A 23,685-nucleotide genomic window follows, 5' to 3' on the forward strand; every position below is an offset into this window, starting at 1 on the left:
GATTCCTAGCGTTCGTAGCCATGACAGCGAGAGCGAAGTACGTCGTCGGCACCGTGGTGGTCGGAACCATGCTGGGCATCGGAGTCGGCACGGCGATGCCGGTCGCCGACGCAGACATCTCGGCACCTCGCCGGACCGCGGCGACCGTCGCCATCGAGGCCCTGGTCGACGACGACGCAACGGCCGCCATCGGTGCGATACCGATCGGCTTCGAGAACGAGTACTACCGCCCCACGCTCGAGGACGGGAGGGCAGTGGCACCGGACGGGGACTGCTCGTCGCCCGTCCCACTACCCACAGACTTCGAATCCGCCTGCAAAGCACACGATCTGGGGTACGACCTGCTGCGGTTCGGCGCGGCGCACGGCGCGCCTGCATCCCCCGACGCCCGTACACGCCTCGACGCCGCGTTGAGCACGTCGATGGACGACGCCTGCGACGGCAGACTCGGAACCTGGTCCCGCGCGAGCTGTTTCGTGATGAGCGATATCGCAAGCACTGCAGTCGACTTCAACTCCTGGCGCCAGAACTACCGATCGCCGGCGCCGGAGCCCGCCCTGCCTTTCCTGATCACCGGTGGCGTCCTGACGACGGCCGCCGCCGCCGCGACGACCGTCGCCGGTGCCGTTCTGCGCCGTCGTAGCCCGGAGGTACTCGCATGACGTTCGTACTCACGCCCACGACAACGACCCCGCCGGCACCGACGAACCTGCATGCTGTTCCCGCGGTTCCTCGGGTGAGCACGTCGCTGCTTCTTGCACTGTCCGTCGCGGCATCCCTGTCGCCGTCGTTGCTGCCCCGAGCGTCTCTGGTCCAGGCGGTGGTGACCGGCTTGTTCGCCGCGGCAGCATTGGTCGTCTCCGCGGTAGCGCACCGGATCACGTCCCGGGTGCACCGGACCTGTCCGCGACCGCGAGCTCGCCGCGTAGCCCTCGGCCTGGCACTGCTCACCGTCGGTGCGGTCGGGATCGCCGACGCGCAGTGGCAGAACGGAGTGCGCGAGTCCTGGGGAGTCCCTCGTGTGGGTCCGATGTACTGGATCGAAGTCGTCTGCGGTTCGGTCTCGGTCTGTGCTCTTCTGGTCGTCATCGGAATCGGCTCGGCCCGCGGAGCGGGCAAACTCGGGGCGATGCGACTGCTGGCAACGACAGCCGTCGCGGCCGTTGCGGTATCGGTCTTCGGATTCGACTGGGCACGTGAGTCTTTCGCACAGCGATATGCGCAGGCGGACCTCGTATCGAGCACAGTTCAGGAGCACGCGGTCGACCCCGTCGGTGGTGTCTCGGTCGGGGTGCAGGGTCAGCGGTTCCTCGCGGGAGGCGAGGGCAGCACGGCCGTGCGCACGTACGTCGGGCTGCGTGCCGCTCCGACGTACGGCGAACGCGCAGAATTGGCTGCGGACGAACTGGAGCGGTCCGGCGGTCTGGCCAAGGCGCACGTCGTGATCGCCGTGCCCACCGGATCGGGATGGGTCGACGAGAACGCGGTCCGGGGGTTCGACGAACGATTCGGTGGTGACGTCGCGACAGTCGCTCTGCAGTACTCGGACCAACCGAGCTGGGCGACGTTCCTGTTCGCGGAGGACGCTGCGATCGAATCCACCCGAGCCCTGCGTGTGGCCGTGGAAGCGAAGCTGGCTGCGCTCGACGAGGACCGCAGACCGAAGCTGCACATCTACGGCCAGAGCCTCGGCTCGGTGGCAGGGAGCGCTGCGCTGCAGCCGGATTCGTCGGCGGTCTGCAGCACACTGTGGGCCGGTCCCCCGGCGAACAAGGTGGATACCGGACAAGGCGTCGTTCTGGCGAACACATCCGATCCGGTGGTGTGGTGGTCGAGCGAGCTGATCTTCTCACCACCGGATCTGACGAAGGCACGAGTCGACGCACCGGTGCCACAGTGGATTCCGTTGGTCTCCTTTGCACAGACGTCGGTGGATCTGCTCTTCGCGCTCGATGCGCCTGCGGGCCACGGCCATCGGTACGGGGAGGATCAGGGAACAGGCCTTCTCGATTGTGGGTAGATCTACAGTCCCATTCGGGTCCCGAGCCAGTCCATTTCACGTTCCAGGGCCGGTGCCCACACATCCATGGAATGGCCGCCGGGAAGTTCGGAATACTGGACGGACAGCCCGTCCGCGGCCGCAGCGGCGAACAGTTCGCGAGTCTGAGGCTCGAACTCCGTGTCCTCGGAGCCGACGACGAACGCGCCGGAGGAGTTCGGAAACGTCTTCTCGCGCAGGAGAGTCAGCGGAGTCCACTGGTCGAAACGTCGAGTCGACTCGGCGCTACCGTCTCCGAACGCAGCGGTGATCGAGTCCTCGCGCGTGCCTCGGCGGGGTTCGTCCTCACCGGAGATGTCCAGAAACGTCGGGTAGATCCCCGGGGCGGTCAGAGCCGTTTGCACGGCGCAGGTGCCGCCGTAGGAGTAACCGCCGATTGCCCACGCGCTCGGATCCGTGTCCACCCGCATCGTGTGCCGGATCCATGCGGGCACGTCCACCGACAGATACGTGGAGACGTTGCCCAGATGCGAGTCCATGCACATCGGGTTGGGAGTGGGCTCGCCCCATTCGTCGACGGAGCCCATGGGGTCGGACTCGCCCAGCGCGTCGGCCACCACCACGACGGGCGCATGGCCGTCGTGGGACGCTGCGTAGGTATCCATCGTGTCGGCCAGGTGTCCACCGTCGATCCAGTCGACGACATGACCCGGTTGGCCGGTCAGCAGGACGAGCACCGGCGGAGCCGCGTCGCCGGGAGTTCCGTAGAACGGAGGGGTGTAGATCGCAGCCGGACGTGCATGAAACCCGGAGGTCTCACCCGGAATCACCGCGCCCGTCACGGTGCCCCTGGGCGGATGCCCGAGTGCTGCCGCGAGCGTGGGCGTATGCCAGATCTGAGTGTTCAGCGCAGCGAGTACGCCGCAGACGAGTGCTGCGGACAGCGGGATCAGCATCACACGTCGCCGCAACAGAATCCACCCCAGCGTGCACACCAGCGCCAGGACCAGAGCAGGCAGGATCACGGTGTCGATTCGAAGGTGCACGACGCCCAGGGCGGCGTCGTGCACCGAACGAATCGTCACGTGAGTCAGCGCAGCGCGCCGCGCGCAGTCTCGTAGGCCGCGCCGATGCGGTACAGCCTGTCGTCGGCGAACGCCGGTGCCATGATCTGCAAACCGACGGGCAGTCCGTCCTCGGAGGCAAGACCCGACGGCACCGACATCGCACAGTGGCCGGCGAGGTTCGTCGGCAACGTGCAGAGGTCGTTGAGGTACATGGCAATCGGGTCGTCGACCTTGTCCCCCAGAGGGAACGCCGTCGTCGGAGTGGTCGGCGACACCAGCACGTCGACCTTCTCGTACGCGTTGTCGAAATCGCGAGCGATCAGAGTCCGCACCTTCAGCGCCTGACCGTAGTACTCGTCGTAGTACCCGGCGGACAGCGCGAAGGTGCCGATCATGATGCGGCGCTTCACTTCCGCGCCGAACCCTTCTGCGCGCGTGATCGCCATGACCTGCTCGGCACTGTGCTTACCGTCGTCGCCCGCACGAGCTCCGTAGCGCATGCCGTCGAACCGGGCGAGGTTGGAGGACACCTCCGAAGGGAGGATCAGGTAGTACGCCGCGAGCGCGTGAACGAAGTTGGGGCACGAGACCTCGACGACCTCCGCACCGAGCGACGTCAACGTCGCCACGGCGGCATCGAACGAGGAGATGACCCCGCTCTGATAGCTGTCGGAGTGCAGTTCCTTGACCACACCCACACGCACACCCTTCAGGTCGCCGCCCGCTCCTTCGCGGGCGGCGGCCACCACGGACGCCACCGAGGTGTCGACGGACGTCGAATCACGGGGGTCGTGACCGGCGATGACCTCGTGCAGAAGCGCGGTGTCCAACACCGTGCGCCCGCAGGGCCCGCCCTGGTCGAGCGACGACGCACACGCGATCAGGCCGTACCTGGACACCGTGCCGTAGGTGGGCTTGGTGCCGACGGTGCCCGTCAACGCTGCAGGCTGGCGAATGGATCCACCGGTGTCGGTTCCGATCGCCAGCGGAGCCTGATGCGACGCCAGCGCGGCAGCACTGCCGCCGCCGGATCCACCGGGAATGCGTGTGGTGTCCCACGGGTTCTTGGTCGGACCGTACGCGGAGTTCTCCGTGGACGAACCCATCGCGAACTCGTCCATGTTCGTCTTGCCGAGCAGCGGAATTCCCGCCGACCGAAGTTTCGAGGTGACCGCCGCGTCGTACGGGGAGATCCAGCCCTCGAGCATCTTCGACGCACACGTCGTCGGCATGTCCGTGGTGGTGAACACGTCCTTCAGCGCCAGCGGCACACCGGCAAGTGCCGACGCCGGGGCCTCTCCCGCACCGATGGCCTCGTCGACCTCCTTGGCGGCAACCAATGCGGCGGCGCCCGACACGTGCAGGAACGCGTGGATGTCCCCGTCGACCTTGTCGATGCGGTCCAGATGAGCCTGAGTGACCTCGACGGCCGATACCTCGCGCGCGTGAATCTTCGACGCCAGGTCGGACGCGTCGAGCGTGGTCAGGTCGGTCATTCGCTCTCTCCCAGAATCTGCGGCACTGCGAATCGATCTTCTTCGGCGTTGGGAGCCTCGGCCAGAGCCTGCTCGGGCGTCAGGCCAGGGACGATCACGTCCGGGCGCGTGACATTGGTGATCGCACTCGGATTGGCCGTCGGCGTCACATCGTCCGCAGCCACCTCGGCCACTGCCTTCACATGGTGAAGAATCGAATCCAGCTGGCCGGCGAACTCGTCCAACTCGGCTTCGCTGAGCGCAAGCCGAGACAGCCGGGCGAGGTGAGCCACCTCGTCGCGGGAGATATCAGGCACCGCGTAGACCCCTTTCACACATATGACGACGCACCGCGAAAAACACGCGGCCGCCGTCAACCTTATCGGGGCCCTCGTCGCTGCCTCCACTCCCGGTTGGCTGGGTCATTCCTGCAGGCTCCACTCCCGGTTGGCTGGGTCATTCCTGCAGGCTCCACTCCCGGCTAACTCGGTCCCACCCAGATGTCGCGAAGGTCACGGCCGGTGCGGCAGTTGCGCCCCGAGAGGCCGACAGTGCGAGGATGGCTCGCGGTGTTTCACCCACGAAGTTCTGTCATCTCTCGTAAGCGAAAGGGCGCGACATGTCCTACCTGCTCCGCGTTCAGCTCCCCGACCGACCGGGCAGCCTCGGCTCGCTCGCCGTCGCGCTGGGTTCTGTCGGTGCGGACATTCTGTCGCTCGACGTCATCGAACGCGGCGACGGTTACGCCGTCGACGACCTCGTCGTGGACGTACCGCCCGGCGCCCTGCCCGACACGCTGATCACCGCCGCCGAGAATCTGACCGACGTTCGGGTCGACTCCATCCGGCCGTACACCGGTGTGCTCGACACCCATCGTGAACTGGAGTTGATCGACCGGGTGGCCGCGGCGACCGACGACAGGCTGCAGGTGCTGGTCGATGGAGCACCGCGGGTACTGCGGGTCGGCTGGAGCGTCGTGGTAGCGACAGGTCCGCACGGGGCCTACCGCGTCGTGGGCAGCTCGGGTGCACCGGAGACACACGCAACAGACATGCCGTGGATGCCGTTGGCACACCCGGCTTCCCTCGACGGTGACGCCGAGTGGGTGCCGCAGGTATGGCGCGACATGGACACGAAGATCGCCGCGGCGCCGCTCGGCGCCTCCGGGACGGTCTTGATGCTCGGGCGCCCGGGAGGACCGGACTTCCGTCCCTCCGAGGTCGCGCGGCTCGGCTACCTCGCAGGTATCGTCGCCACCGTTCTCGGCTGAGCTACGCGTCCTCCCCCGCGTCGTCCGCGGCATCGTCAGCTTCCGCCTCGGCATCAGGATCCGGCTCCCGCACTGCATCGGGGCCTTCGGTGAGAAGTACGGTGAATCCGGCCTCGTCCAGCACCGGTACGCCGAGCTCGACGGCCTTGTCGTGCTTGCTGCCCGGCGACTCGCCGACGACGACGAATGCGGTCTTCTTCGAGACCGAACTCGCGGCTTTGCCTCCGCGCACCAGAATGGCTTCCTTCGCCTGATCACGGGAGTAGTTCTCCAGCGATCCGGTGACGACGATCGACATGCCCTCCAGGTTTCGGACGATGGACTCGTCGCGCTCGTCCTCCATCCGCACACCCGCCGCACGCCATTTCTCGACGATCGTGCGGTGCCACGGCACTCTGAACCACTCGGATACGGCCGTGGCGATGGTCCCGCCGACTCCGTCGACAGCAGCGAGTTCCTCGTGCGACGCGTTCTCGATGCGCTCGAGACTGCCGAACTCGCCGGCGAGCGCGCGGCCCGCGGACGGTCCGACGTGGCGGATGGACAGGCTCACCAGCACGCGCCACAGAGGGCGGTCCTTCGCCTTGTCCAGGTTGGCCAACAATCGTTTTCCGTTGGCGGACAACGCCCCGGCCTTGGTGCGGAAGATGCCGGTCTCGAGCAGGTCGTCCTCGGTCAGCGAGAAGATATCGCCCTCGTTCTCGATCACCCCGGCTTTCAGGAGGTCGGTCGCGGCCTCGTAGCCGAGCCCTTCGATGTCGAACCTGCCTCGTTCTGCAACGAAGAACATACGTTCACGGAGTTGCCCCGGGCAGAACTCGGAGTTGGGGCACCGAAGGTCGGCGTCTCCCTCCTTCGCCGGTGCAAGCGTGGTTCCGCACTCGGGACACTCGGTCGGCATGACGAACTCGGTCTCGTCGCCGGTGCGGGCGTCGACGACAGGCCCGAGAACCTCCGGAATGACCTCGCCTGCCTTTCGAATGGTCACGGTGTCCCCGATCAGGACACCCTTGCGTTTGACCTCGGAGCCGTTGTGCAGCGTTGCCAGGGAAACGGTGGAACCGGCCACCAACACGGGCTCCATGTAGGCGAACGGGGTGACGCGTCCGGTGCGGCCGACACTCACCCGGATGTCGAGAAGCTTGGTGGTCACTTCCTCCGGCGGGTACTTGTAGGCGATTGCCCAGCGCGGCGCGCGCGAGGTGGTCCCGAGCCGACGATGCAGACTCATCTCGTCGACCTTGACGACGAGGCCGTCGATCTCGTGCTCGACGTCGTGCCGGTGTGTGTCCCAGTAGGCCACCTTCTCCACGACGGCATCGATTCCCTCCACACGCGTCGTGTGGGACGACACCGGAAGCCCCCATGCCTTCAGCGCCTCGTAGGCATGCATCTGAGTGTCCGGAGCGAACCCCTCCATGCGGCCGAAGCCGTGGCAGATCATGCCGAGTCTGCGTTTGGACGTGACCGCCGGGTTCTTCTGACGCAGCGAACCTGCCGCCGAGTTACGTGGGTTCGCGAAGGGCGGTTTGCCTTCCTCCACGAGCGAGGCGTTGAGTGCCTGGAAATCCTCCAGCCGGAAGAACACCTCGCCGCGCACCTCGAGGAGGGTCGGAATCGGGTGATCTTCGCTGGCAGTCAGTGTCTCCGGAATGTCGGAGATGGTGCGGGCGTTCAGCGTCACGTCCTCGCCGGTTCTACCGTCACCGCGAGTGGCACCGCGGACGAGCTTACCGTTCTCGTAGACCAAGTTGAGTGCCACGCCGTCGATCTTGACCTCGCACAGGTAGTGCAGGCCTGCGGAGCGATCACCCACTTCGGTCTCGACACGCTTGGCCCATGCCCGCAGTTCGTCGTGATCGAAGACGTTGTCCAGACTCAGCATTCGCTCGAGGTGGTCGACCGCGGTGAACTCCGTCGCGAACCCGCCACCGACCAACTGGGTCGGCGAATCCGCCACGCGCAATTCGGGATGGCGCTCCTCGAGCTCGGTCAGCTCACGCAGCAACGCGTCGAACTCACCGTCCGAAACGATCGGCGAATCCCGGACGTAGTAGCGAAACTGATGACCCCGTACGTCCTCGGCAAGCTGCTGCCACCGCTCCTTGTCCTCACTGGAGGCCGGAGTGCCCGTCGCCCGATCGTCGGCGTTCTCGGTCGCGGCAGTCGGTGCAGTCGATTCGTCCACACTCGAACATTAACGGACCCCACCGACACTCGAGACGCTGCTAGAGCGAGTCGGGTGCGTCCTGAAAGGCGTCCGCGACATTGCCCGCCAGTTCGAGCGCCTGCCTGGCCCACTCCGGCGTCGCCCCGGCCAACCCACACGCGGGAGTGACCGACACCTGAGTCGACAGAACGGACCGCGGAAATCCGAGCCGGTCGACGAGTGTCACCGCGGGTGCCGCGACCTCACGCCACGTCGGCACCTTCTCCGGCCGCACCGCAGGCACCAGGCCGAGCATGATCGTCTTGCCCGCCTGGAGAAACTCTCCGATGCCGTCGAGGTCACGTGCGCCGAGCTGCGCCACGTCGAGTGCAGCGGCCTCCGCGGCGCTTCGGCGCAGCAGGTCCAACGGCACGTCCGCACCGCAACAATGCACGGCGGTAGGCACTCCGACCCCGCGCAGCACGGAGTCGATCAGATCCAACGCCTCGGGCTCCGGTACGGCCCGCACCGGATCGAGTCTGGTCACCCCCGACAGCGAACCAGCAAGAACTGCAGGCAAACTCGGCTCGTCGAGTTGCACCACGACATCGACACCCAGCCGTGACCGAAGCTCGGCGCACTGCTGCCGCAAGCCCTCGGTCAACGAACCCGCGAAGTCGCGAACCGCGCCCCGGTCGGTCAACACTCGGTGCGCACTGCGCAGCTCGACCTGGGCCGCCATCGTGAACGGACCTGCAGCCTGCACCTTCAACACGTGATGGGTCGCGGCGAAGCCACCCGTCTCCCAGAGTTCTTCGAGAACGTCGAGATCCTCGTGCAACAGATCTTCGGCGCGGCGACCCGTCAGAGACTTGCGCTGCGACACGCGGTAACCCGACGTGCGCACGTCGAGTTCGATGTCCACCATCAACGCGCCTGTCCTGCCGATGGTGTCCGCACCGAGTCCACGAGCCGGTAGCTCGACGATGTGCGGCAGTGCAGGCAGCTCACCGAGAACGATCGAGGACGCCTCTCGAACGTCGGTGCCGGGCCACGACCCGATGCCCGTCGCCAGCGCCCCGAAGACGCTGGCGCTCACTCGCTCTCGGAACGAGTGCCGGCAATGGTGGAACTGCCGATGACGATGTCGCCCTGGACGTCGCGGCGATACAACACAGCCGCTTGTCCCTTCGCCACTCCGGTCAGTGCACTGCGAAGCTGAATGTCCACTCCCCCGTCGGCGGTTGCTTCCGCAACTGCTTCGGTGAGCCCACCGTGCGCGCGAACCTGCACGACACATTCGATCGGCCCCGTGGGTGCGACACCATCCGTCCAGATCGCACGGTCGCCGGTGATTCCCCACACGTCGAGGCGAGTAGCGGACCCGACGATGACGTTGCCGCTGTCCGGCTCGATAGCGGTGACGTACCGAGGCTTTCCATCCGCGGCAGGCCCGGACACGCCGAGCCCCTTGCGTTGACCGATCGTGAAGCCGTGCACACCCTCGTGGTCCGCCAGTTCCGCCCCCGTGTCCGCGTCGACGACCTTGCCGGGACGGATACCGATCTTCGCGCCGAGGAACGCACGCGTGTCACCCGACGGGATGAAGCAGATGTCGTGACTGTCCGGCTTGTCCGCCACCGCGAGTCCGCGTGCCGCGGCTTCCTCGCGGATCTCGGACTTGGGGGTGTCCCCGATGGGGAACATCGCCCGGGAAAGCTGATTGTGCGTCAGCACCGCCAACACGTAGGACTGGTCCTTGTCGGCGTCGACGGCACGGCGCAACACGCCGTCGTGCAGCTGGGCGTAGTGCCCCGTGGCCACGGCGTCGAATCCGAGGGCGAGCGCACGGTCGGCGAGCGCGGAGAACTTGATCTTCTCGTTGCACCGCAGGCACGGATTGGGCGTCTCGCCCGCAGCGTACGACTCGACGAAGTCGTCGATGACGTCTTCCTTGAATCGGTCGGCGAAGTCCCACACGTAGAACGGGATCCCCAGCACGTCCGCGGCTCGGCGCGCATCCCCGGCGTCTTCCTTGGAGCAGCAACCGCGGGAACCGGTGCGCAAGGTCCCGGGCTCGGTCGACAGTGCGAGATGGACGCCGACGACGTCATGGCCCTCGTCGACTGCGCGGGCAGCCGCCACTGCCGAATCCACTCCGCCGCTCATTGCAGCCAGTACACGCATCAGCGCTGTCCTCCCCGAGCTCCTACGCTCGCCAATCCCGCTGCGCGGGCTCGTTCGATTACTTGCGGCAACGCTGCCAGCAGTGCGTCCACGTCGTTGTCGGTCGATTCCGGTCCGAGCGAGAAACGCAGCGATCCACGGGCGATCGACGGATCCGCGCCCATCGCGATCAACACGTGACTGGCGCTGGCCACACCGGCGGTGCAGGCGGACCCCGTCGAACATTCTATGCCCGCCGCATCCAGCAGCATCAGCAGGGAATCTCCCTCGCAGCCGGGGAAGGTGAAGTGGGCGATACCCGGTAGCCGTCGATCGTCGATCGGGCCGTTGACGATCACCTCCGGATCGATCGCACGCACGCCCCTGACCATCTTCTCGCGCAACCGCTCCGCATTCGCATGACGGGTGTCGAGGTGGGCGACGGTGTCCTCGAGCGCCGCGGCCATCGCGACGACCGACGCGGTGTCGTGCGTACCGGATCGGACGTCACGCTCGTGGCCGCCTCCGTGCAACAGCGGGACACACGCCGTCGTGCGTCCCAGCAGCAGGGCACCGACGCCCTGAGGTCCGCCGAACTTGTGCGCAGCGACACTCATGGCGGACAGGCCGCTGGCGCCGAAATCGACGCGCAGGTGCGGGATGGCCTGAATCGCGTCGCTGTGCATCGGCACGTCGTACTCCCGAGCGATCGCGGACAGCTCGGCAATCGGCATGATCGTGCCGACTTCGTTGTTCGCCCACATGATGGTCACCAGCGCCGTCCGATCCGCCCCGACGGCCAGCTCCGCACGGAGGGTGTCCGGGTGGACTCGGCCCCGAGAATCGACCTCGAGCCAGGTGACCTCTGCGCCCTCGTGGTCAGCGAGCCACTCGACTGCGTCGAGGACCGCATGATGCTCGACCGCGCTGGCGATGATTCTGGTCTTCGACGGATCCGCATCACGGCGAGCCGCGAAGATCCCCTTCACCGCAAGGTTGTCGCTCTCCGTTCCCCCTGAGGTGAAGATCACCTCGGACGGGCGCGCTCCGAGGTGTTCGGCGATCGACTCCCTCGACTCCTCGACCCTCCGGCGGGCGGCCCTGCCGGATCCGTGCAGCGAGGACGCATTCCCGACGGTGGCGAACACTGCCGTCATCGCTTCGATGGAGGCGCGGGACATGGGCGTCGTCGCAGCATGATCGAGGTACACGGGTGCACTCGCGCGGGGGGCAGCAGCCGAACTGCGGGCAGAAGGCATAACGCTTCAAGGATAGCCGGTGATCACCGGTGCCCCTCGCACCCGTGACACCCGCCCACCCGTCACACCTGCCCCCGTCCCACCTGCCCAGCCACGACACCCGTCCAGCCGAGGTTCCTGCTCAGCGGTGCACCGGTCGCTGCGGGGCTCGGACGACGTCGAGGGTGACGACATCGTGCACGGTCGGGTCGAGCCGATCACCGGATCGCGCCGCCGCCTCGCAACGCCTCGCGAGATCCCGACGGTCGGAGCCCGGCGCCTCGGGAGCGGTCAGTTCCACGCGCGCGACGATTCCTTTCAGCCGCAGGATTCGGCCGATCGACTGACCGATGGTCTCGTCGCCGACGAAGCACGTCGCCGTCGTACGAGCAGAATTTCCGTCTACGTACGCGAGCCGGACCGGCTGCACCCAGGTCTCGGTGTCGATCGCGGCCTGGAACATCGCAGGCCGGAACGAGCCGTACGCCTGTCCGCACCAGGTCGTCGCTTCCGGGAACACCACAACCGTTCCACCGCCGCGCAGTCTGTCCGCAACCTGGTCGACGGTCCCCGGGAGCGCACGTAGTTTCTGCCGGTGAATGGGAAGCACCTTCATTGCCCTGGCCAACAGGCCCAGTACCGGCCACTCGATCAGGTCGCCGCGGGCGACGAACGTCGCCGGTCGCAGTGCCGTCAGGACCAGTACGTCCGTCCAGGAAATGTGTCCGGCCACGACGAGCGCGCCGTGTTCGGTACGGGAGCGTTCCCGATCCGACCGCGGGTCGTGGACGCAGAGCCCGATACCGACGGCGAACAGCAACATCCGCGCACCGAATCGAGTGACGCGCCTGCGCAGTCGGGGTGAGACCACACCGACGGCGATCAGTACCGGAAGTAGCGCGACCGCGAACAGCGCGACCAGAATGCGCAGTGCGACCACCACCGAACCCACGGTTGCGCTCCCGCGCGCGATGCAGCCGTCTCCGCACGGGCTGGACGGCATCCACGCATGATCCACCACCTGTTCCGTCACGGCCGATTCGGCTGCGCGGCCGGACGAGTCGACGATGTTCGATGCGGTCATCCCTGTCCCCTCGTCTCGTAGGTGTTGGCCGCGCTTCTCAACCGGTCCAGGTACCGAGTGTTGGCATCGCTCAGCCCGAGCAGTGCGACGAAATCCGCGACACCGAAGTCGGGGTCGTGCGACGGTTCTCCGCACACCACCGCGTTCAGTCGCAGGTATCCGCGAAGCAGCGGAGGGATCGATGTGCGAGCAGGGGCCACGATCTCGTCGAGACCGCGGCCGTCGACCACGACGGGGTTACGTGGGATCACGCGGCGGTCGGGTGCCGATCCATGCTTGTCCAGCAGGAAGTCGCGGACGCCTCGGACGTTCGCCCCCGGAACGTCGTCGGCGGACGCCTGCATGGGTACCGATACGCATCCCATGACCCATTCGAGGCCGGTCACTTCGAGGTAGTGCAGGATTCCAGCCCACATGAGTCCGAGGACGGAGCCGGATCGATGCTCGGGCCGCACGACGGCGCGTCCCATCTCGACTACCGAGGATGCGGACGGATTCAGGGCTGTGAGATCGAATTCCGTTGCGGTGTAGTAACCCCCGGCTGCGATGGCGGCGTCGGGAGTGAGCATGCGGTAGCAACCGACGAAGTCGTCGGTTGTGTTGTCGCGGACGAGAAGATGGTCGCAGAATTCGTCGAAGCGGTCGGCGTCGCGGCCGCTGGGATCTCGGGGGATGTCGTATCCGGGTTCGGACGCGAACACGTCGTAGCGGAGTTTCTGAGCGGCGTCGCGATGATCTCGGTCGGTGGACAGGACGAGCGAATAGCGGTCGGCGGCGGCTCGGCCCTTCGTGGCCGTCTCGGGCACGGACGATGCACGCGAGTTCATGACTGAAGTGGTCATGCAAGTTGTCTAACGAGCCGCGGCCACGTCAGCGCATCAGGTGGGTAACGTGTCCGAACACGTTGCGTGAACGACAGAAACGCCCCCACCCCCGAAACGGGGAGGCGGGGGCGTGTCGTCTGTCCGGGCGATATCAGCCCTTGTGCTTCTTCACCGCTTCGGTGAGCTGAGGTGCGACGTTGAACAGGTCGCCCACGATGCCGTAGTCGGCGATCTCGAAGATGGGTGCTTCTTCGTCCTTGTTGACTGCGACGATGGTCTTCGAGGTCTGCATTCCGGCGCGGTGCTGGATGGCGCCGGAGATGCCGAGTGCGATGTAGAGCTGCGGGGAGACCGTCTTACCGGTCTGACCCACCTGGAACTGACCCGGGTAGTAACCGGAGTCCACCGCTGCACGCGACGCACCGACCGCTGCGCCGAGCGAATCGGCCAGGTCCTCGACGACGTTGAACTTGTCCGCACTGCCGACGCCACGGCCACCGGACACGACGACGGTCGCTTCGGTGAGTTCCGGGCGGTCGCCACCGACGATCGGGTCACGCGAGGTGACCTTGACGACGCCGTCTTCCTGTGCCGGTACCTCGACGGTTTCGCGGCTACCCGCGCCTGCCTTCGGCTCGGCTTCCACGGCGCCCGGACGCAACGAGATGACGGGGACGTCTCCGTTGGCCTTCGCCTCGACGGTGAACGCGCCACCGAAGATCGAGTAGGTGGCACTGCCGTCGCCGTTCACGGCGATGACGTCGTTGTGCAGACCGGAGCCCAGGCGCGCCGCGAGGCGTCCCGCGACTTCCTTGCCTTCGATGCTGGCTGCGGTGATGATCGCGGCGGGCGAGACGGACTCGGCGAGTGCCGAGAGTACGTCGACCTTGGGGGTGATGATGAAGCCGTCGATGTCGTCGGACTCTGCGGCGTAGATCTTCTCCGCGCCTGCCTCGGTCAATGCGTCGGCCAGCTTGTCGGTGGTACCGGCGGGACCGGTGACGACTGCCGACGGCTCGCCGAGTGCACGGGCCGCGGTGATCAGCTCGGTGCTGACCTTCTTGAGGGTTCCCTCGACGTGCTCCACGAGCACGAGTACTTCTGCCATGACTTGCTCTCCTTAAGTGGTCTGCGCGGCGTTACGTCGGCGGGATCAGATGATCTTCTGGCCTACGAGGTAGGTGGCGATCTTGTCGCCGCCGTCGCCCTCGTCGGTGACCCGCTCGCCTGCAGTCTTGGGAGGCTTGGGGGTGGACGACGTGACGGTCGTTCCTGCGTTCTCCACGCCGACGATGCCGTCTTCGACGCCGATCTCGGCGAGCGTGATGGTCTGCACCGTCTTCTTCTTCGCGGCCATGATGCCCTTGAAGGACGGGAAGCGCGGCTCGTTGATCTTCTCGGTGACGCTGACGATGGCCGGCAGTGCAGCCTCGAGGCCGAAGATGCCCTCGTCCGTCTCGCGCTCGCCCGACACGGTGCCGTCGGCGACGGTCAGCTTGCGGAGCTGGGTGAGAGCGGGAATCTGGAGGTACTCGGCGATGATCGCCGGTACAGCGCCCGTACGGCCGTCGGTGGCCTCGTTACCCGCGATGATCAGATCGGCGGGCTCGTCGTTCTCGAACGCGACGTTTCCGAGCGCAGCTGCCAGCGCGTACGCAGTCTGGATGGCGTCGGACCCGTGGAGCGAGGGGTCGTTGAGGTGCACGGCGCTGTCGGCACCCATGGACAGAGCCTTGCGGATGGCATCGGTGGCGCGGTCGGGGCCTGCGGACAGCACCTTCACCTCGCCGCCCTGTGATTCCTTGATGAGCAGGGCTTCTTCGACGGCGCGCTCGTTGATCTCGTCGAGAACGGCGTCGGCTGCCTCGCGGTCGAGCGTGTAGTCACCGTCGGTGAGTTTGCGCTCGGACCACGTGTCGGGAACCTGCTTGATCAAAACAACGATGTTCGTCATGGGTCTGCGTCGACCTCCTGGTCATGTTCCGCTGATTCGTAGGGTGAATCGGGTCGTGCCTTATGGGTTCTTGCTGTTCTAGGCCCTGCCGTAGATTACCCCATGTTTAGTTACTGGTGGGTAACTTACCGCATTTCCGATCCGACAATACATCCGCCCCCTCCTGATCGGACGCCACTGCCGATGGTTCTTCTCCGGACCTAGGCACTACCCTCTCGTCGGTGAGCGAATCATCGACAGCCAACGCGGACGCACCGCTCCCCCTCACCGGCGAGCGCACGGTTCCTGGCATCGCGGAGGAGAACTACTGGTTCCGCCGACACGAGGTCGTGTACGAGCACCTGCTGGGGCGGTGCCGGCACCGCGTCGTCCTCGAGGCGGGATCGGGAGAAGGGTACGGCGCCAACATGATCGACGCCGTTGCCGAGTCGGTCACCGGCGTGGACTACGACGCAGGCGCCGCCGCTCACGTGCACGATCGGTATCGCGGAGTCCGCATGCTCCGCGGCAATCTGGCGCAGCTGCCCCTTCGCGACGACTCGGTGGACGTGGTCGTCAACTTCCAGGTGATCGAGCATCTGTGGGATCAGGGGCAGTTCCTCGACGAGTGCTTCCGGGTCCTCCGCCCGGGTGGAGAGTTGCTCGTCAGTACACCGAATCGCATCACGTTCTCCCCGGGGCGAGACACTCCGTTGAATCCGTTCCACACGCGCGAGCTGAACGCCGACGAGTTGTCGGAGCTGCTGGAACAGGCCGGTTTCACCGTCGACGTGATGACCGGTGTTCATCACGGGTCCACGCTGCGCGATCTCGACTCCAAACACGGAGGGTCGTTCATCGACGCTCAGATCGAGCGCGCACTCGCCGGGGAGCCCTGGCCGGCAGCCCTCTCGGCCGATGTCGCATCGATCACCACGGCAGATTTCGACATCCACCCGACGGACATGGACGGGAGCCTCGACCTGGTCGCCGTCGCGATCAAGCCTCACGGCGGAGCTGCGGTGAGCGGGTGAGCACACCTTCACCGAAGGTGACCGAACCGGGCATGTTCGCTCTGGTTCTGCACTCGCACCTGCCCTGGCTCGCCAATCACGGCCGATGGCCGGTCGGCGAGGAGTGGTTGTACCAATCGTGGGCGGACTCCTATCTGCCGCTGACGGACATGCTCTCGACGCTCGCCGACGAGGGACGTACCAACCTGCTCTCGCTCGGAATCACGCCGGTGCTCGCCGCTCAACTCGACGACCCGCATTGCCTTGCGGGGATGCATCATTGGCTCGGAAACTGGCAGCTGCGCGCACACGAGGCAACCGATCGCGCGATGTCGATCCGCGAACACAGAAGCGCTGCACGGGCACTCGACACATTCGAAACGAAATGGCGGCACGGCGGATCACCGGTCGTTCGCACACTCGTCGACGCAGGAACGGTCGAACTGCTCGGCGGTCCCCTCGCCCACCCCTTCCAACCGCTGCTCGATCCGAGACTGCGCGAATTCTCGCTGTCCGAGGGGCTTTCCGACGCGGCGAGGCGGTGGGGCACACGGCCCACCGGCATCTGGGCACCAGAGTGTGCGTACGCACCGGGGATGGAAGTCGGATACGCAGACGCAGGGGTCACCCATTTCATGGTCGACGGCCCATCCCTGCGAGGCGACACGACGCTCGGGCGACCGGTGCGAGAATCCGACGTCGTCGCGTTCGGGCGCGATCTCGAGGTCAGCTATCGCGTGTGGTCGCCGAAATCCGGTTACCCCGGGCACGCCTCGTACCGCGACTTCCACACCTACGACCATGCGACCGGGCTCAAGCACGCCCGTGTCACCGGGCGAACCGTCGACTCGGCCGACAAAGAGCCCTACGATCCAGCCGCCGCGTCCGCCGCGATCGACATCCACGTCGCGGATTTCGTCGACACGGTCAGGCGCAGGCTCCGCTCCGAGTCCGATCGCATCGGTCGACCCGCACTCGTCGTGGCGGCGTTCGACACGGAACTGTACGGCCACTGGTGGTTCGAGGGCCCGGTGTGGCTCGAACGCGTCCTGCGAGCCCTGCCGGAAGCCGGGATCGACGTCGGAACCCTGGACGACGCTCGCACCAAGGGATTCGTCGGCGCACCGGTCCAGTTGACCGAGTCCTCGTGGGGGTCGGGCAAGGACTGGCGCGTGTGGAACGGAGACGCCGTACGCGATCTGGTTGCACTGAACGCCGAGGTGGTCGAGGCAGCACTGAGCGCACTCGACGGTCAGCGCACGATGGACGGGCAGCGATCGGGCATGCCCGAATTGCGCAACAGGGTGAACGACCAGATTCTGCGTGAGACACTCAACACGGTTGCCAGTGACTGGGCGTTCATGGTCAGCAAGGACACGGCGGCCGGATATGCGCGTCAGCGCGCGCATGTTCACGCCCACGCTCTCCGGGAGATCGCGGACGCGGTCCGCGGTGGTCGTCACGACGACGCGGAGCGGCTCGCACGCGGGTGGAACCAGGCAGATGGGCTGTTCCCGGCTCTCGACGCTCGTCGAGTGGCAGGAAAGTACGACCCGAAGAACCTGCAGCACGGATCGGGAGCTCGGAGGGGAGCACTGAAGTGAAGATTCTGATGGTCTCGTGGGAGTACCCGCCGGTCGTCGTCGGAGGGCTGGGCCGACACGTCCATCATCTGGCTACCGAACTCGTCTCCGCTGGGCACGAAGTCGTCGTTCTGGCGCGCCGCCCGACGGGCACCGATGCGTCGACCCATCCCACGCACCATCGCATCGACGACGGCGTCCTGGTGGTCGCGGTGGCCGAGGATCCCGCACACTTCGTCTTCGGCGAGGACATGCTGGCGTGGACCCTTGCCATGGGACACGCGATGGTTCGCGCCGGAATCGCACTCGGCAAACCGGGCCTTGGCGACGGCTGGCAACCCGACGTGGTCCACGCGCACGACTGGCTGGTGGCGCACCCTTCCATCGCGCTCGCCGAACACTTCGACGTCCCCCTCGTCTCGACGATCCACGCCACCGAGGCGGGCAGGCACAGTGGCTGGATCTCCGGCACGATCAATCGTCAGGTGCATTCCATCGAATGGTGGCTGGCCAACGATTCCGACGCGGTCATCACCTGTTCGGCGTCGATGAAGGACGAGGTCACTCGACTGTTCGGGATTCGCGACTCGGCGGTGTCGGTCATCAGGAACGGCATCGACATCCGCACGTGGAACTTCCGTCCTCGCCAGCCTCGCCAGGAACCCGCCACACTGCTGTACGTCGGCCGTCTCGAGTACGAGAAGGGCATACAGGACGTCATCGCCGCCATGCCGCGCATCCGTCGGAGCCATCCCGGCACCACGCTGCACATCGCAGGCGAGGGAACGCAGTTCGCGTGGCTGGCGGAGCTCGCCCGGACGCATCGGGTGACCCGCGCAGTCTCGTTCCTCGGATCGCTCGACCACACGGAACTGCTGTCCTGGCTCCACGGAGCCGACGCGATCGTCCTACCCAGCCGCTACGAGCCCTTCGGCATCATCGCTCTCGAAGCCGCCGCAGCGGGAACCCCGCTGGTGGCGTCGACTGCCGGTGGGCTGGGTGAAGCGATCGTCGACGGCGTGACCGGTCTGTCCTTCGAGCCGTCCGACGTCGCAGGCCTCGCCGCTGGGGTTCGGCGCGTTCTCGACAACGTCGATGCAGCTCAGGAGCGTGCGCACGCTGCCCGCGAGCGGTTGACCGTCGACTTCGACTGGAAGCACGTCGCGGAAGCCACCGCCCAGGTCTATCTGGCCGCGAAACGGAAGGTGCGGTATCCGCTCGCGCGGCCCACAATCGTCGAACGCGCTCTACCCGAGCGCAGTTGAGTCGCCGCGCGCAGCTTCCGCCGCCCTGAGTGCTTTCTTGCGTTCGATGTCCTCGAGCGCAGCGATGTATTTCGCGCGCTCGGCAGCACCGGCTTCCCAGTCGGCCTTGCGGTTGCGGACCACCTTGGCCGGTGCGCCGACGGCGATGCTGTAATCCGGTACGACACCTTTGACGACGGCGTGTGCACCGAGCACACATCCGCGGCCGACGCTGGTCTCGCGTAGAACCGTCACCTTGGCGGCGATCCAGGTGTCGGGACCGATCCGGACCGGTCCCTTGACGATCCCCTGGTCCTTGATCGGTGTGGTGACGTCGTCCATCCGATGGTCGAAATCGCAGATGTAGCACCAGTCCGCAACGAGCGTCGACGCACCGATCTCGATGTCGAGGTAGGTGTTGACGACGTTGTCCTTGCCGAAGACCACTTTGTCGCCGATCCGCAGCGATCCTTCGTGGCAGCGAATGGCATTGCCGTCGCCGATGTGTACCCATCGCCCGATCTCCAGCCGGGACAACTCGGGAGTCGAATGGATCTCGACGTTCTTGCCCAGGAACACCATTCCCCGAAGCACGACATGAGGATTGGCAGCCTTGAACCGAGCGAGCCGGTAGTACCGAACGAGGTACCACGGTGTGTAGGCCTTGTTCTTCAGCACCCAGCGGAGCGAGTCGCGGGTGAGGAACCTGGCCTGATCCTCGTCGCGTCGTCGGGATCCCCGCCAGCGTGAACGCAGCGGCGCGTTCCACATGCTCGTCATAGCCGTCCACCCTAGCGGCACTGCAGGGTGACTCGGAACGACCCGGGGACGGCAGGAGTGGAGCCTGCGGAATGACCCGGGAGGGCAGGAGTGGAGCTTGCGGAACGACCCGGGGACGGCAGGAGTGGAGCTTGCGGAACGACCCGATAGGGCACGAGTGGAGCCTGCGGGACGATCGGTGTGGACCGCTTTGGCCATCGCGACGGTGGCCGGGATAGTCTCTGTCCTTGAATCATGTGCGTCGGACACGGTCGAGGAGAAGTAACAAGGTGCTTGGCGGTAGAGCTGGTGTGGCTCGCGTGGTGTCGCTGGCGACCGTTGCAGCCCTGACCGCCGCGGCGTGCGGCGGGGGCGGCGAGGCAATCGACGCCTTCGCGCCCGACGGGTGGCCTGTCGTGCACGGTGACTCCCGGAACAGCAGCTCCACCGAGCATGTCGGACTGTCGGACGTTCGATTCGCGTGGTCGCGGCCGCTGGGGGCGACGACGTCGTCGCCGGTGTCGATCGCGGCGAGCGGTCAGATGTTCGTCTCGACGTTCGGTGAGGCCGGGTGCAATCTCTTCTCGTTCGAGATCGAGTCGGGCCGTAAGCGTTGGTGCAACCGTGTGGGGCCGTCCGTGGGCACCGAGACACCTCTGGTCGATTCCGTGGCCAATGTGTACGTCGGCGACGACGGTGGGTTCTCGTCGTTCAACGAGCACGGTCAATTGCGTTGGCGCACTCCCACCAACGGCGTTCCACGTTCTGCGCAGTTCCTCGGTGACGGTAGCGTTCTGGCTGTGACGCAGTTCGGTCAGATCAATGTCCTGGACACCCAGACCGGCAAGTCCGTCGTGCCGATCCACGATCTGATCGACCCTCCCGACTTCCTGGCCGAGCCCGGCGCCGATTTTCTTCCGCCTGCAACCGGTCTCGATGCGTGCGCGTCGGGTTCCGCCGAGTGCGCGGTGGCGGCCACGCCTGCCGTGGACCTGGATGCGTCGAACATCTATCTCGTTTTGTGGCGTTCGGGTGCCGTTGCACCGCAGTTGATCTCGCTGCACTACGACGCGGAGGCGACACCGTCGATCACGGAGCGTTGGTCGTCGGAACTGCTCCCGGCCGGAGTGTCGTCGAGTCCTGTTCTGTCGGAGGACGGCTCGACGATCTATCTCGCCGACGTCGACGGCCGGGTGTCCGCGTTCGACGCCTCGAACGGTGCGCAGCGGTGGACGTTCGGAGCCGGATTCGGTGCGAGCAACACACCATCGGTCGCGGGCGACGGTTCGATCGTCCCGTCGGGCGGCGAGGGGTCGGTGCGCTCCATCCGCGACGACGGCACCAGCGCGAGTGTCTCGTGGTCGCGAGATGATCTGCAGCAGTTGGGTACTCCGGTGAGCACCGCCGACGGCCGCATCGTCACGGTCGTCGGCCGGGGTGACGACGTAGTGCTCGTTGCGCTGGACTCGGCGAGCGGGGAGACGGTGTCCGAGCAGGTGCTCGACGGCGCCTCCGGCTCCACGGTCGGTACGTCGATCGGGCCGGACGGCCAGGTGGTCACGTCGACCTACCTCGGCGAGATCTTCACCTTCACGTCCTGATCGGTCCTGCCCGGGCGACGAGCCTGGCAGACGAACGCCACACCGGACCGGCCGATCCGCGTGATGATCACCGACAGTGCTGTGTCCCCCTTCAGCTTCAGGCGGGGCCGTAGCACTGCGGGGTCGACGTCCACGCCACGCACCAGGATCTCCACCGATCCGCATCCGTGCGCGGCAAGGGCCTGCCGCAACGATTTCTCCGAGTACTTGATCCGGTCGAGGATGCGGAATCCGTTCACGCCCTCGGGCACCGCGTTGCCGGTCAGGTATGCGATGCGCGGATCGAGTTGCCACAACCCGTGCCGAGCCCCGTAGTGACGAACGAGACCTGCGCGGACGATGGCTCCGTCGGGGTCGATCAACCACTCCCCGGGTTCGGCGGAGTCGATGTCGTCGGGCTCGGAATCGGTGATCTCGTAGGCGGATCCGTCGGAACTCAGTACCGACGCGCGCCGTGTGATCGACGTCGTGGACAGGCCGTCGGACCACAGGCACGCTTCCTTGACCCCGCCGTCGAGCGACACCAGTTCGACTTCACCGGCCCACCCGAGTGAGTCGAAATCCAAACCGGGAGCGCACTTGACGACGAGATCGCGGCCGGAGTACGTCTCGATCAGGTCCGGTAGCGGCGGCTGCAGAGCCGCAGGGTCATGGGTGCGTCTGCCTCCGGAACGTCGCCCGGGGTCGGCGAGCACGACGGTGCCGCGGGACACGGGGACGAGTGCGTCGGCGCGAACGACCGACGCCGCCGGAACGTTGTGGCGTGCCATGCGCAACCGCACCGGGTCGAGGTCGCTTCCCAGCACGGTCCGTGCGGTACGGACCAACGAGTCCAGTTCGGTGCCGATCGAGCAGGTGACGTCGTGCACGTCGCGGCCCGCGAGCCGCTCGGCACGGCGCCGCGCCACGATCGTCGGCGTCGCCTGCTGCACGGCGTCGTCGGTCAGCAGCCATGACTCGGCACCGTCGAGCTTGCCCGACGCCTTGCGCCGCACGGTGGTGGTCTCGACGAGCACGGCGGCGTTCTCGCCGAACCTGCTGCGTGCCGCGGTGACGTCCGCGAGCATGGATTGCCTGGTCAGCGCCCGGCCGGACATCCAGTCGAGCGCACCGACGCCGACATCACCGGTGAGGTAGTCGATGTCGGCGTCGGTGAAGGTGTAGCTCATGACAGTGCCGATACGTTCAGCGAGTGCGAACGGTCAGGACGGCTTCACACCGGTGATCATCACGTTGTAGAAGAATCCACGCGGCACGACGTGCTTGAGCACGTTCTCGTCGACCCAGCTGAGTGTCTTCCAGCCGCCGAACGCGAACTTGGCCCAGTTCCATCCCAGCTTCTCGGCGGGAACTGCTGCTTCGAACGTTCGGACCGGCCAGCCGAGCAGCGCTGCGGCGAACTCTTCCGTTCGCGCCTCGACGTCGACGGCACCCGCGCTCGCCGCGATGTTCTCGAGATCGCTCGGATCGAACGTGTGCAGGTCGACGACGGCTTCGAGAGCCGCGGCCCGCGAGGACTCGTCGAGTTCCTCCTGCGGCTTGCGCCAGCTCTCCAGGAACGGCAGTTTCGTGATTCGCGTGGTGGTTTCCCACGTAGCGCGGCCCAACCACCGAGCGTAGAAGTTTCCGACCGTCGTCGGCTCGCCGGCGAACACGAAGCGGCCCCCGGGCTTGAGCACGCGGAGTACCTCGCGGAGCGACTGCTCCACGTCCGGAATATGGTGCAGCACGGCGTGTCCGACGACGAGATCGAACGTGTTGTCCTCGTACGGGATGGTCTCCGCGTCCGCGACACGGCCGTCGACGTCGAGGTTCAGGTGCTCGGCGTTGCGCAGTGCCACCTTGACCATGCCCGGCGACAGGTCCGTGACCGAACCCTTCTTCGCGATACCCGCCTGCATGAGGTTCAGCAGGAAGAACCCGGTCCCACACCCCAGTTCGAGTGCGCGACCGTACGGCAGCGCGTCCTGCGCGTCGGGAGCGGAGCCGACCGCTTGATCGAACCGTCCGCGGGCGTAGTCGATGCAGCGCTCGTCGTACGAGATGGACCACTTGTCGTCGTACGTCTCGGCCTCCCAGTCGTGGTAGAGGACCTGGGCGAGCTTGGTGTCGCTCCGCGCGGCCTCCACCTGCTCCGCCGTGGCGTGCGGGTTGGGCGCGGGGTCCGGTACGACGTGGAGGCTGGAATCAGCGCCGGCCGCCTTGGTGTCGGACGAACCGTCGTGAGGGCTTGCAGTCATGAGGGCAGCCTACTATCCGGTAGGAAATGAACAAGTTCCA

Annotated in this window: 21 protein-coding genes; 7 read left to right on the top strand and 14 right to left on the bottom strand. The window is 66.4% G+C overall.

What is annotated here, in order from left to right; translation table 11 throughout:
* The first annotated feature begins 20 nt into the window (after positions 1-20).
* Together CH290_RS13890 and CH290_RS13895 are read left to right on the top strand one after the other, a co-directional pair.
* A complete protein-coding gene (locus CH290_RS13890; RefSeq protein WP_033189945.1) occupies positions 21-662 on the top strand; it encodes a hypothetical protein in 642 nt (213 codons plus the stop codon).
* Positions 659-2,020, top strand: coding sequence for an alpha/beta-hydrolase family protein (locus CH290_RS13895; protein ID WP_027498572.1), 1,362 nt, complete (start codon positions 659-661; stop codon positions 2,018-2,020). The genes CH290_RS13890 and CH290_RS13895 overlap by 4 nt, the downstream gene beginning before the upstream one ends.
* Positions 2,021-2,022: 2 nt before the next feature.
* Here the strand turns inward: CH290_RS13895 and CH290_RS13900 are convergent, their stop codons facing one another.
* From CH290_RS13900 to gatC, 3 genes are read right to left on the bottom strand one after another with little or no spacing between them, the layout of a single operon-like run.
* Positions 2,023-3,084 (bottom strand): alpha/beta hydrolase, encoded by a 1,062-nt coding sequence (locus tag CH290_RS13900; protein WP_020110346.1) that lies wholly within the window; start codon positions 3,082-3,084, stop codon positions 2,023-2,025.
* Positions 3,085-3,089: 5 nt separating this feature from the next.
* Positions 3,090-4,562 (bottom strand): Asp-tRNA(Asn)/Glu-tRNA(Gln) amidotransferase subunit GatA, encoded by a 1,473-nt coding sequence (gene gatA / locus CH290_RS13905; RefSeq protein WP_033189946.1) that lies wholly within the window; start codon positions 4,560-4,562, stop codon positions 3,090-3,092.
* On the bottom strand, positions 4,559-4,858 hold the full coding sequence (gene gatC, locus CH290_RS13910; RefSeq protein WP_026347656.1) for an Asp-tRNA(Asn)/Glu-tRNA(Gln) amidotransferase subunit GatC: 300 nt from the start codon (positions 4,856-4,858) through the stop codon (positions 4,559-4,561). The genes gatA and gatC overlap by 4 nt, the downstream gene beginning before the upstream one ends.
* 302 nt (positions 4,859-5,160) lie before the next feature.
* Here gatC and CH290_RS13915 point away from each other — a divergent pair, with 302 nt between their 5' ends.
* Positions 5,161-5,811, top strand: coding sequence for an ACT domain-containing protein (locus CH290_RS13915; protein ID WP_019664328.1), 651 nt, complete (start codon positions 5,161-5,163; stop codon positions 5,809-5,811).
* Between the two features lies 1 nt (position 5,812).
* On the opposite strand, the gene ligA is transcribed toward CH290_RS13915, so the two are convergent.
* The 8 genes from ligA to CH290_RS13955 all read right to left on the bottom strand — a co-directional run bounded on the left by ligA (position 5,813) and on the right by CH290_RS13955 (position 15,226).
* On the bottom strand, positions 5,813-7,999 hold the full coding sequence (ligA, locus tag CH290_RS13920) for an NAD-dependent DNA ligase LigA (RefSeq protein WP_020110348.1): 2,187 nt from the start codon (positions 7,997-7,999) through the stop codon (positions 5,813-5,815).
* Positions 8,000-8,039: 40 nt separating this feature from the next.
* Complete coding sequence (locus CH290_RS13925; protein WP_019664330.1) at positions 8,040-9,059, bottom strand: methionine synthase; 1,020 nt, start codon at positions 9,057-9,059, stop codon at positions 8,040-8,042.
* Positions 9,056-10,147 (bottom strand): tRNA 2-thiouridine(34) synthase MnmA, encoded by a 1,092-nt coding sequence (gene mnmA, locus CH290_RS13930; RefSeq protein WP_019664331.1) that lies wholly within the window; start codon positions 10,145-10,147, stop codon positions 9,056-9,058. The genes CH290_RS13925 and mnmA overlap by 4 nt, the downstream gene beginning before the upstream one ends.
* Positions 10,147-11,385 (bottom strand): cysteine desulfurase family protein, encoded by a 1,239-nt coding sequence (locus CH290_RS13935; protein WP_027498573.1) that lies wholly within the window; start codon positions 11,383-11,385, stop codon positions 10,147-10,149. Before CH290_RS13935 ends, mnmA begins: the two co-directional genes overlap by 1 nt.
* Positions 11,386-11,506: 121 nt before the next feature.
* The gene (locus CH290_RS13940) at positions 11,507-12,448 is read right to left on the bottom strand and encodes a lysophospholipid acyltransferase family protein (protein ID WP_033189947.1); all 942 of its coding nucleotides are present in this window, start codon (positions 12,446-12,448) and stop codon (positions 11,507-11,509) included.
* Positions 12,445-13,275: a GNAT family N-acetyltransferase gene (locus CH290_RS13945; RefSeq protein WP_019664334.1), complete on the bottom strand. Its 831-nt coding sequence runs from the start codon at positions 13,273-13,275 to the stop codon at positions 12,445-12,447. The genes CH290_RS13940 and CH290_RS13945 overlap by 4 nt, the downstream gene beginning before the upstream one ends.
* A gap of 148 nt (positions 13,276-13,423) precedes the next feature.
* Positions 13,424-14,380, bottom strand: coding sequence for an electron transfer flavoprotein subunit alpha/FixB family protein (locus CH290_RS13950; protein ID WP_019664335.1), 957 nt, complete (start codon positions 14,378-14,380; stop codon positions 13,424-13,426).
* Positions 14,381-14,425: 45 nt separating this feature from the next.
* Positions 14,426-15,226 carry an electron transfer flavoprotein subunit beta/FixA family protein gene (locus CH290_RS13955; RefSeq protein ID WP_019664336.1) on the bottom strand — a complete coding sequence of 267 codons (801 nt, stop codon included), beginning with the start codon at positions 15,224-15,226 and terminating at the stop codon, positions 14,426-14,428.
* Between the two features lie 221 nt (positions 15,227-15,447).
* On the opposite strand from CH290_RS13955, the gene CH290_RS13960 reads away from it, so the two are divergent.
* Genes CH290_RS13960 through CH290_RS13970 form a run of 3 tightly spaced genes read left to right on the top strand, consistent with a single transcriptional unit; the run spans position 15,448 to position 19,066 of the window.
* Positions 15,448-16,239, top strand: coding sequence for a class I SAM-dependent methyltransferase (locus tag CH290_RS13960; protein WP_019664337.1), 792 nt, complete (start codon positions 15,448-15,450; stop codon positions 16,237-16,239).
* 32 nt (positions 16,240-16,271) lie between these two features.
* Positions 16,272-17,822 (top strand): 1,4-alpha-glucan branching protein domain-containing protein, encoded by a 1,551-nt coding sequence (locus CH290_RS13965; RefSeq protein ID WP_170947595.1) that lies wholly within the window; start codon positions 16,272-16,274, stop codon positions 17,820-17,822.
* On the top strand, positions 17,819-19,066 hold the full coding sequence (locus CH290_RS13970) for a glycosyltransferase family 4 protein (RefSeq protein ID WP_019664339.1): 1,248 nt from the start codon (positions 17,819-17,821) through the stop codon (positions 19,064-19,066). The genes CH290_RS13965 and CH290_RS13970 overlap by 4 nt, the downstream gene beginning before the upstream one ends.
* Here CH290_RS13970 and CH290_RS13975 read toward each other — a convergent pair.
* Positions 19,049-19,825: an acyltransferase gene (locus CH290_RS13975; protein ID WP_019664340.1), complete on the bottom strand. Its 777-nt coding sequence runs from the start codon at positions 19,823-19,825 to the stop codon at positions 19,049-19,051. The two genes, CH290_RS13970 and CH290_RS13975, sit on opposite strands and share 18 nt — an antisense overlap.
* A 269-nt stretch (positions 19,826-20,094) precedes the next feature.
* Between CH290_RS13975 and CH290_RS13980 the strand changes: the two genes are divergently transcribed.
* A complete protein-coding gene (locus CH290_RS13980; RefSeq protein WP_230594063.1) occupies positions 20,095-21,405 on the top strand; it encodes an outer membrane protein assembly factor BamB family protein in 1,311 nt (436 codons plus the stop codon).
* On the opposite strand, the gene CH290_RS13985 is transcribed toward CH290_RS13980, so the two are convergent.
* Together CH290_RS13985 and CH290_RS13990 are read right to left on the bottom strand one after the other, a co-directional pair.
* The gene (locus CH290_RS13985; RefSeq protein ID WP_020110355.1) at positions 21,372-22,574 is read right to left on the bottom strand and encodes a THUMP-like domain-containing protein; all 1,203 of its coding nucleotides are present in this window, start codon (positions 22,572-22,574) and stop codon (positions 21,372-21,374) included. The two genes, CH290_RS13980 and CH290_RS13985, sit on opposite strands and share 34 nt — an antisense overlap.
* 33 nt (positions 22,575-22,607) lie before the next feature.
* Complete coding sequence (locus CH290_RS13990; protein ID WP_019664343.1) at positions 22,608-23,645, bottom strand: class I SAM-dependent methyltransferase; 1,038 nt, start codon at positions 23,643-23,645, stop codon at positions 22,608-22,610.
* Between the last annotated feature and the right edge of the window lie 40 nt (positions 23,646-23,685).

This window comes from Rhodococcus sp. 06-156-4, from assembly GCF_002259345.1.
GTDB classification, from domain to species: domain Bacteria; phylum Actinomycetota; class Actinomycetes; order Mycobacteriales; family Mycobacteriaceae; genus Rhodococcoides; species Rhodococcoides fascians_E.

Excerpts from the sequence above, each read along its gene's own strand:
- CH290_RS13890 (WP_033189945.1), top strand. The coding sequence starts at position 21 with ATGACAGCGAGAGCGAAGTACGTCGTCGGCACCGTGGTGGTCGGAACC.
- CH290_RS13895 (WP_027498572.1), top strand. The coding sequence starts at position 659 with ATGACGTTCGTACTCACGCCCACGACAACGACCCCGCCGGCACCGACG.
- gatA (WP_033189946.1), bottom strand. The coding sequence starts at position 4,562 with ATGACCGACCTGACCACGCTCGACGCGTCCGACCTGGCGTCGAAGATT.
- CH290_RS13915 (WP_019664328.1), top strand. The coding sequence starts at position 5,161 with ATGTCCTACCTGCTCCGCGTTCAGCTCCCCGACCGACCGGGCAGCCTC.
- mnmA (WP_019664331.1), bottom strand. The coding sequence starts at position 10,147 with ATGCGTGTACTGGCTGCAATGAGCGGCGGAGTGGATTCGGCAGTGGCG.
- CH290_RS13935 (WP_027498573.1), bottom strand. The coding sequence starts at position 11,385 with ATGCCTTCTGCCCGCAGTTCGGCTGCTGCCCCCCGCGCGAGTGCACCC.
- CH290_RS13940 (WP_033189947.1), bottom strand. The coding sequence starts at position 12,448 with ATGACCGCATCGAACATCGTCGACTCGTCCGGCCGCGCAGCCGAATCG.
- CH290_RS13945 (WP_019664334.1), bottom strand. The coding sequence starts at position 13,275 with ATGAACTCGCGTGCATCGTCCGTGCCCGAGACGGCCACGAAGGGCCGA.
- CH290_RS13950 (WP_019664335.1), bottom strand. The coding sequence starts at position 14,380 with ATGGCAGAAGTACTCGTGCTCGTGGAGCACGTCGAGGGAACCCTCAAG.
- CH290_RS13955 (WP_019664336.1), bottom strand. The coding sequence starts at position 15,226 with ATGACGAACATCGTTGTTTTGATCAAGCAGGTTCCCGACACGTGGTCC.
- CH290_RS13965 (WP_170947595.1), top strand. The coding sequence starts at position 16,272 with ATGTTCGCTCTGGTTCTGCACTCGCACCTGCCCTGGCTCGCCAATCAC.
- CH290_RS13975 (WP_019664340.1), bottom strand. The coding sequence starts at position 19,825 with ATGACGAGCATGTGGAACGCGCCGCTGCGTTCACGCTGGCGGGGATCC.
- CH290_RS13985 (WP_020110355.1), bottom strand. The coding sequence starts at position 22,574 with ATGAGCTACACCTTCACCGACGCCGACATCGACTACCTCACCGGTGAT.
- CH290_RS13990 (WP_019664343.1), bottom strand. The coding sequence starts at position 23,645 with ATGACTGCAAGCCCTCACGACGGTTCGTCCGACACCAAGGCGGCCGGC.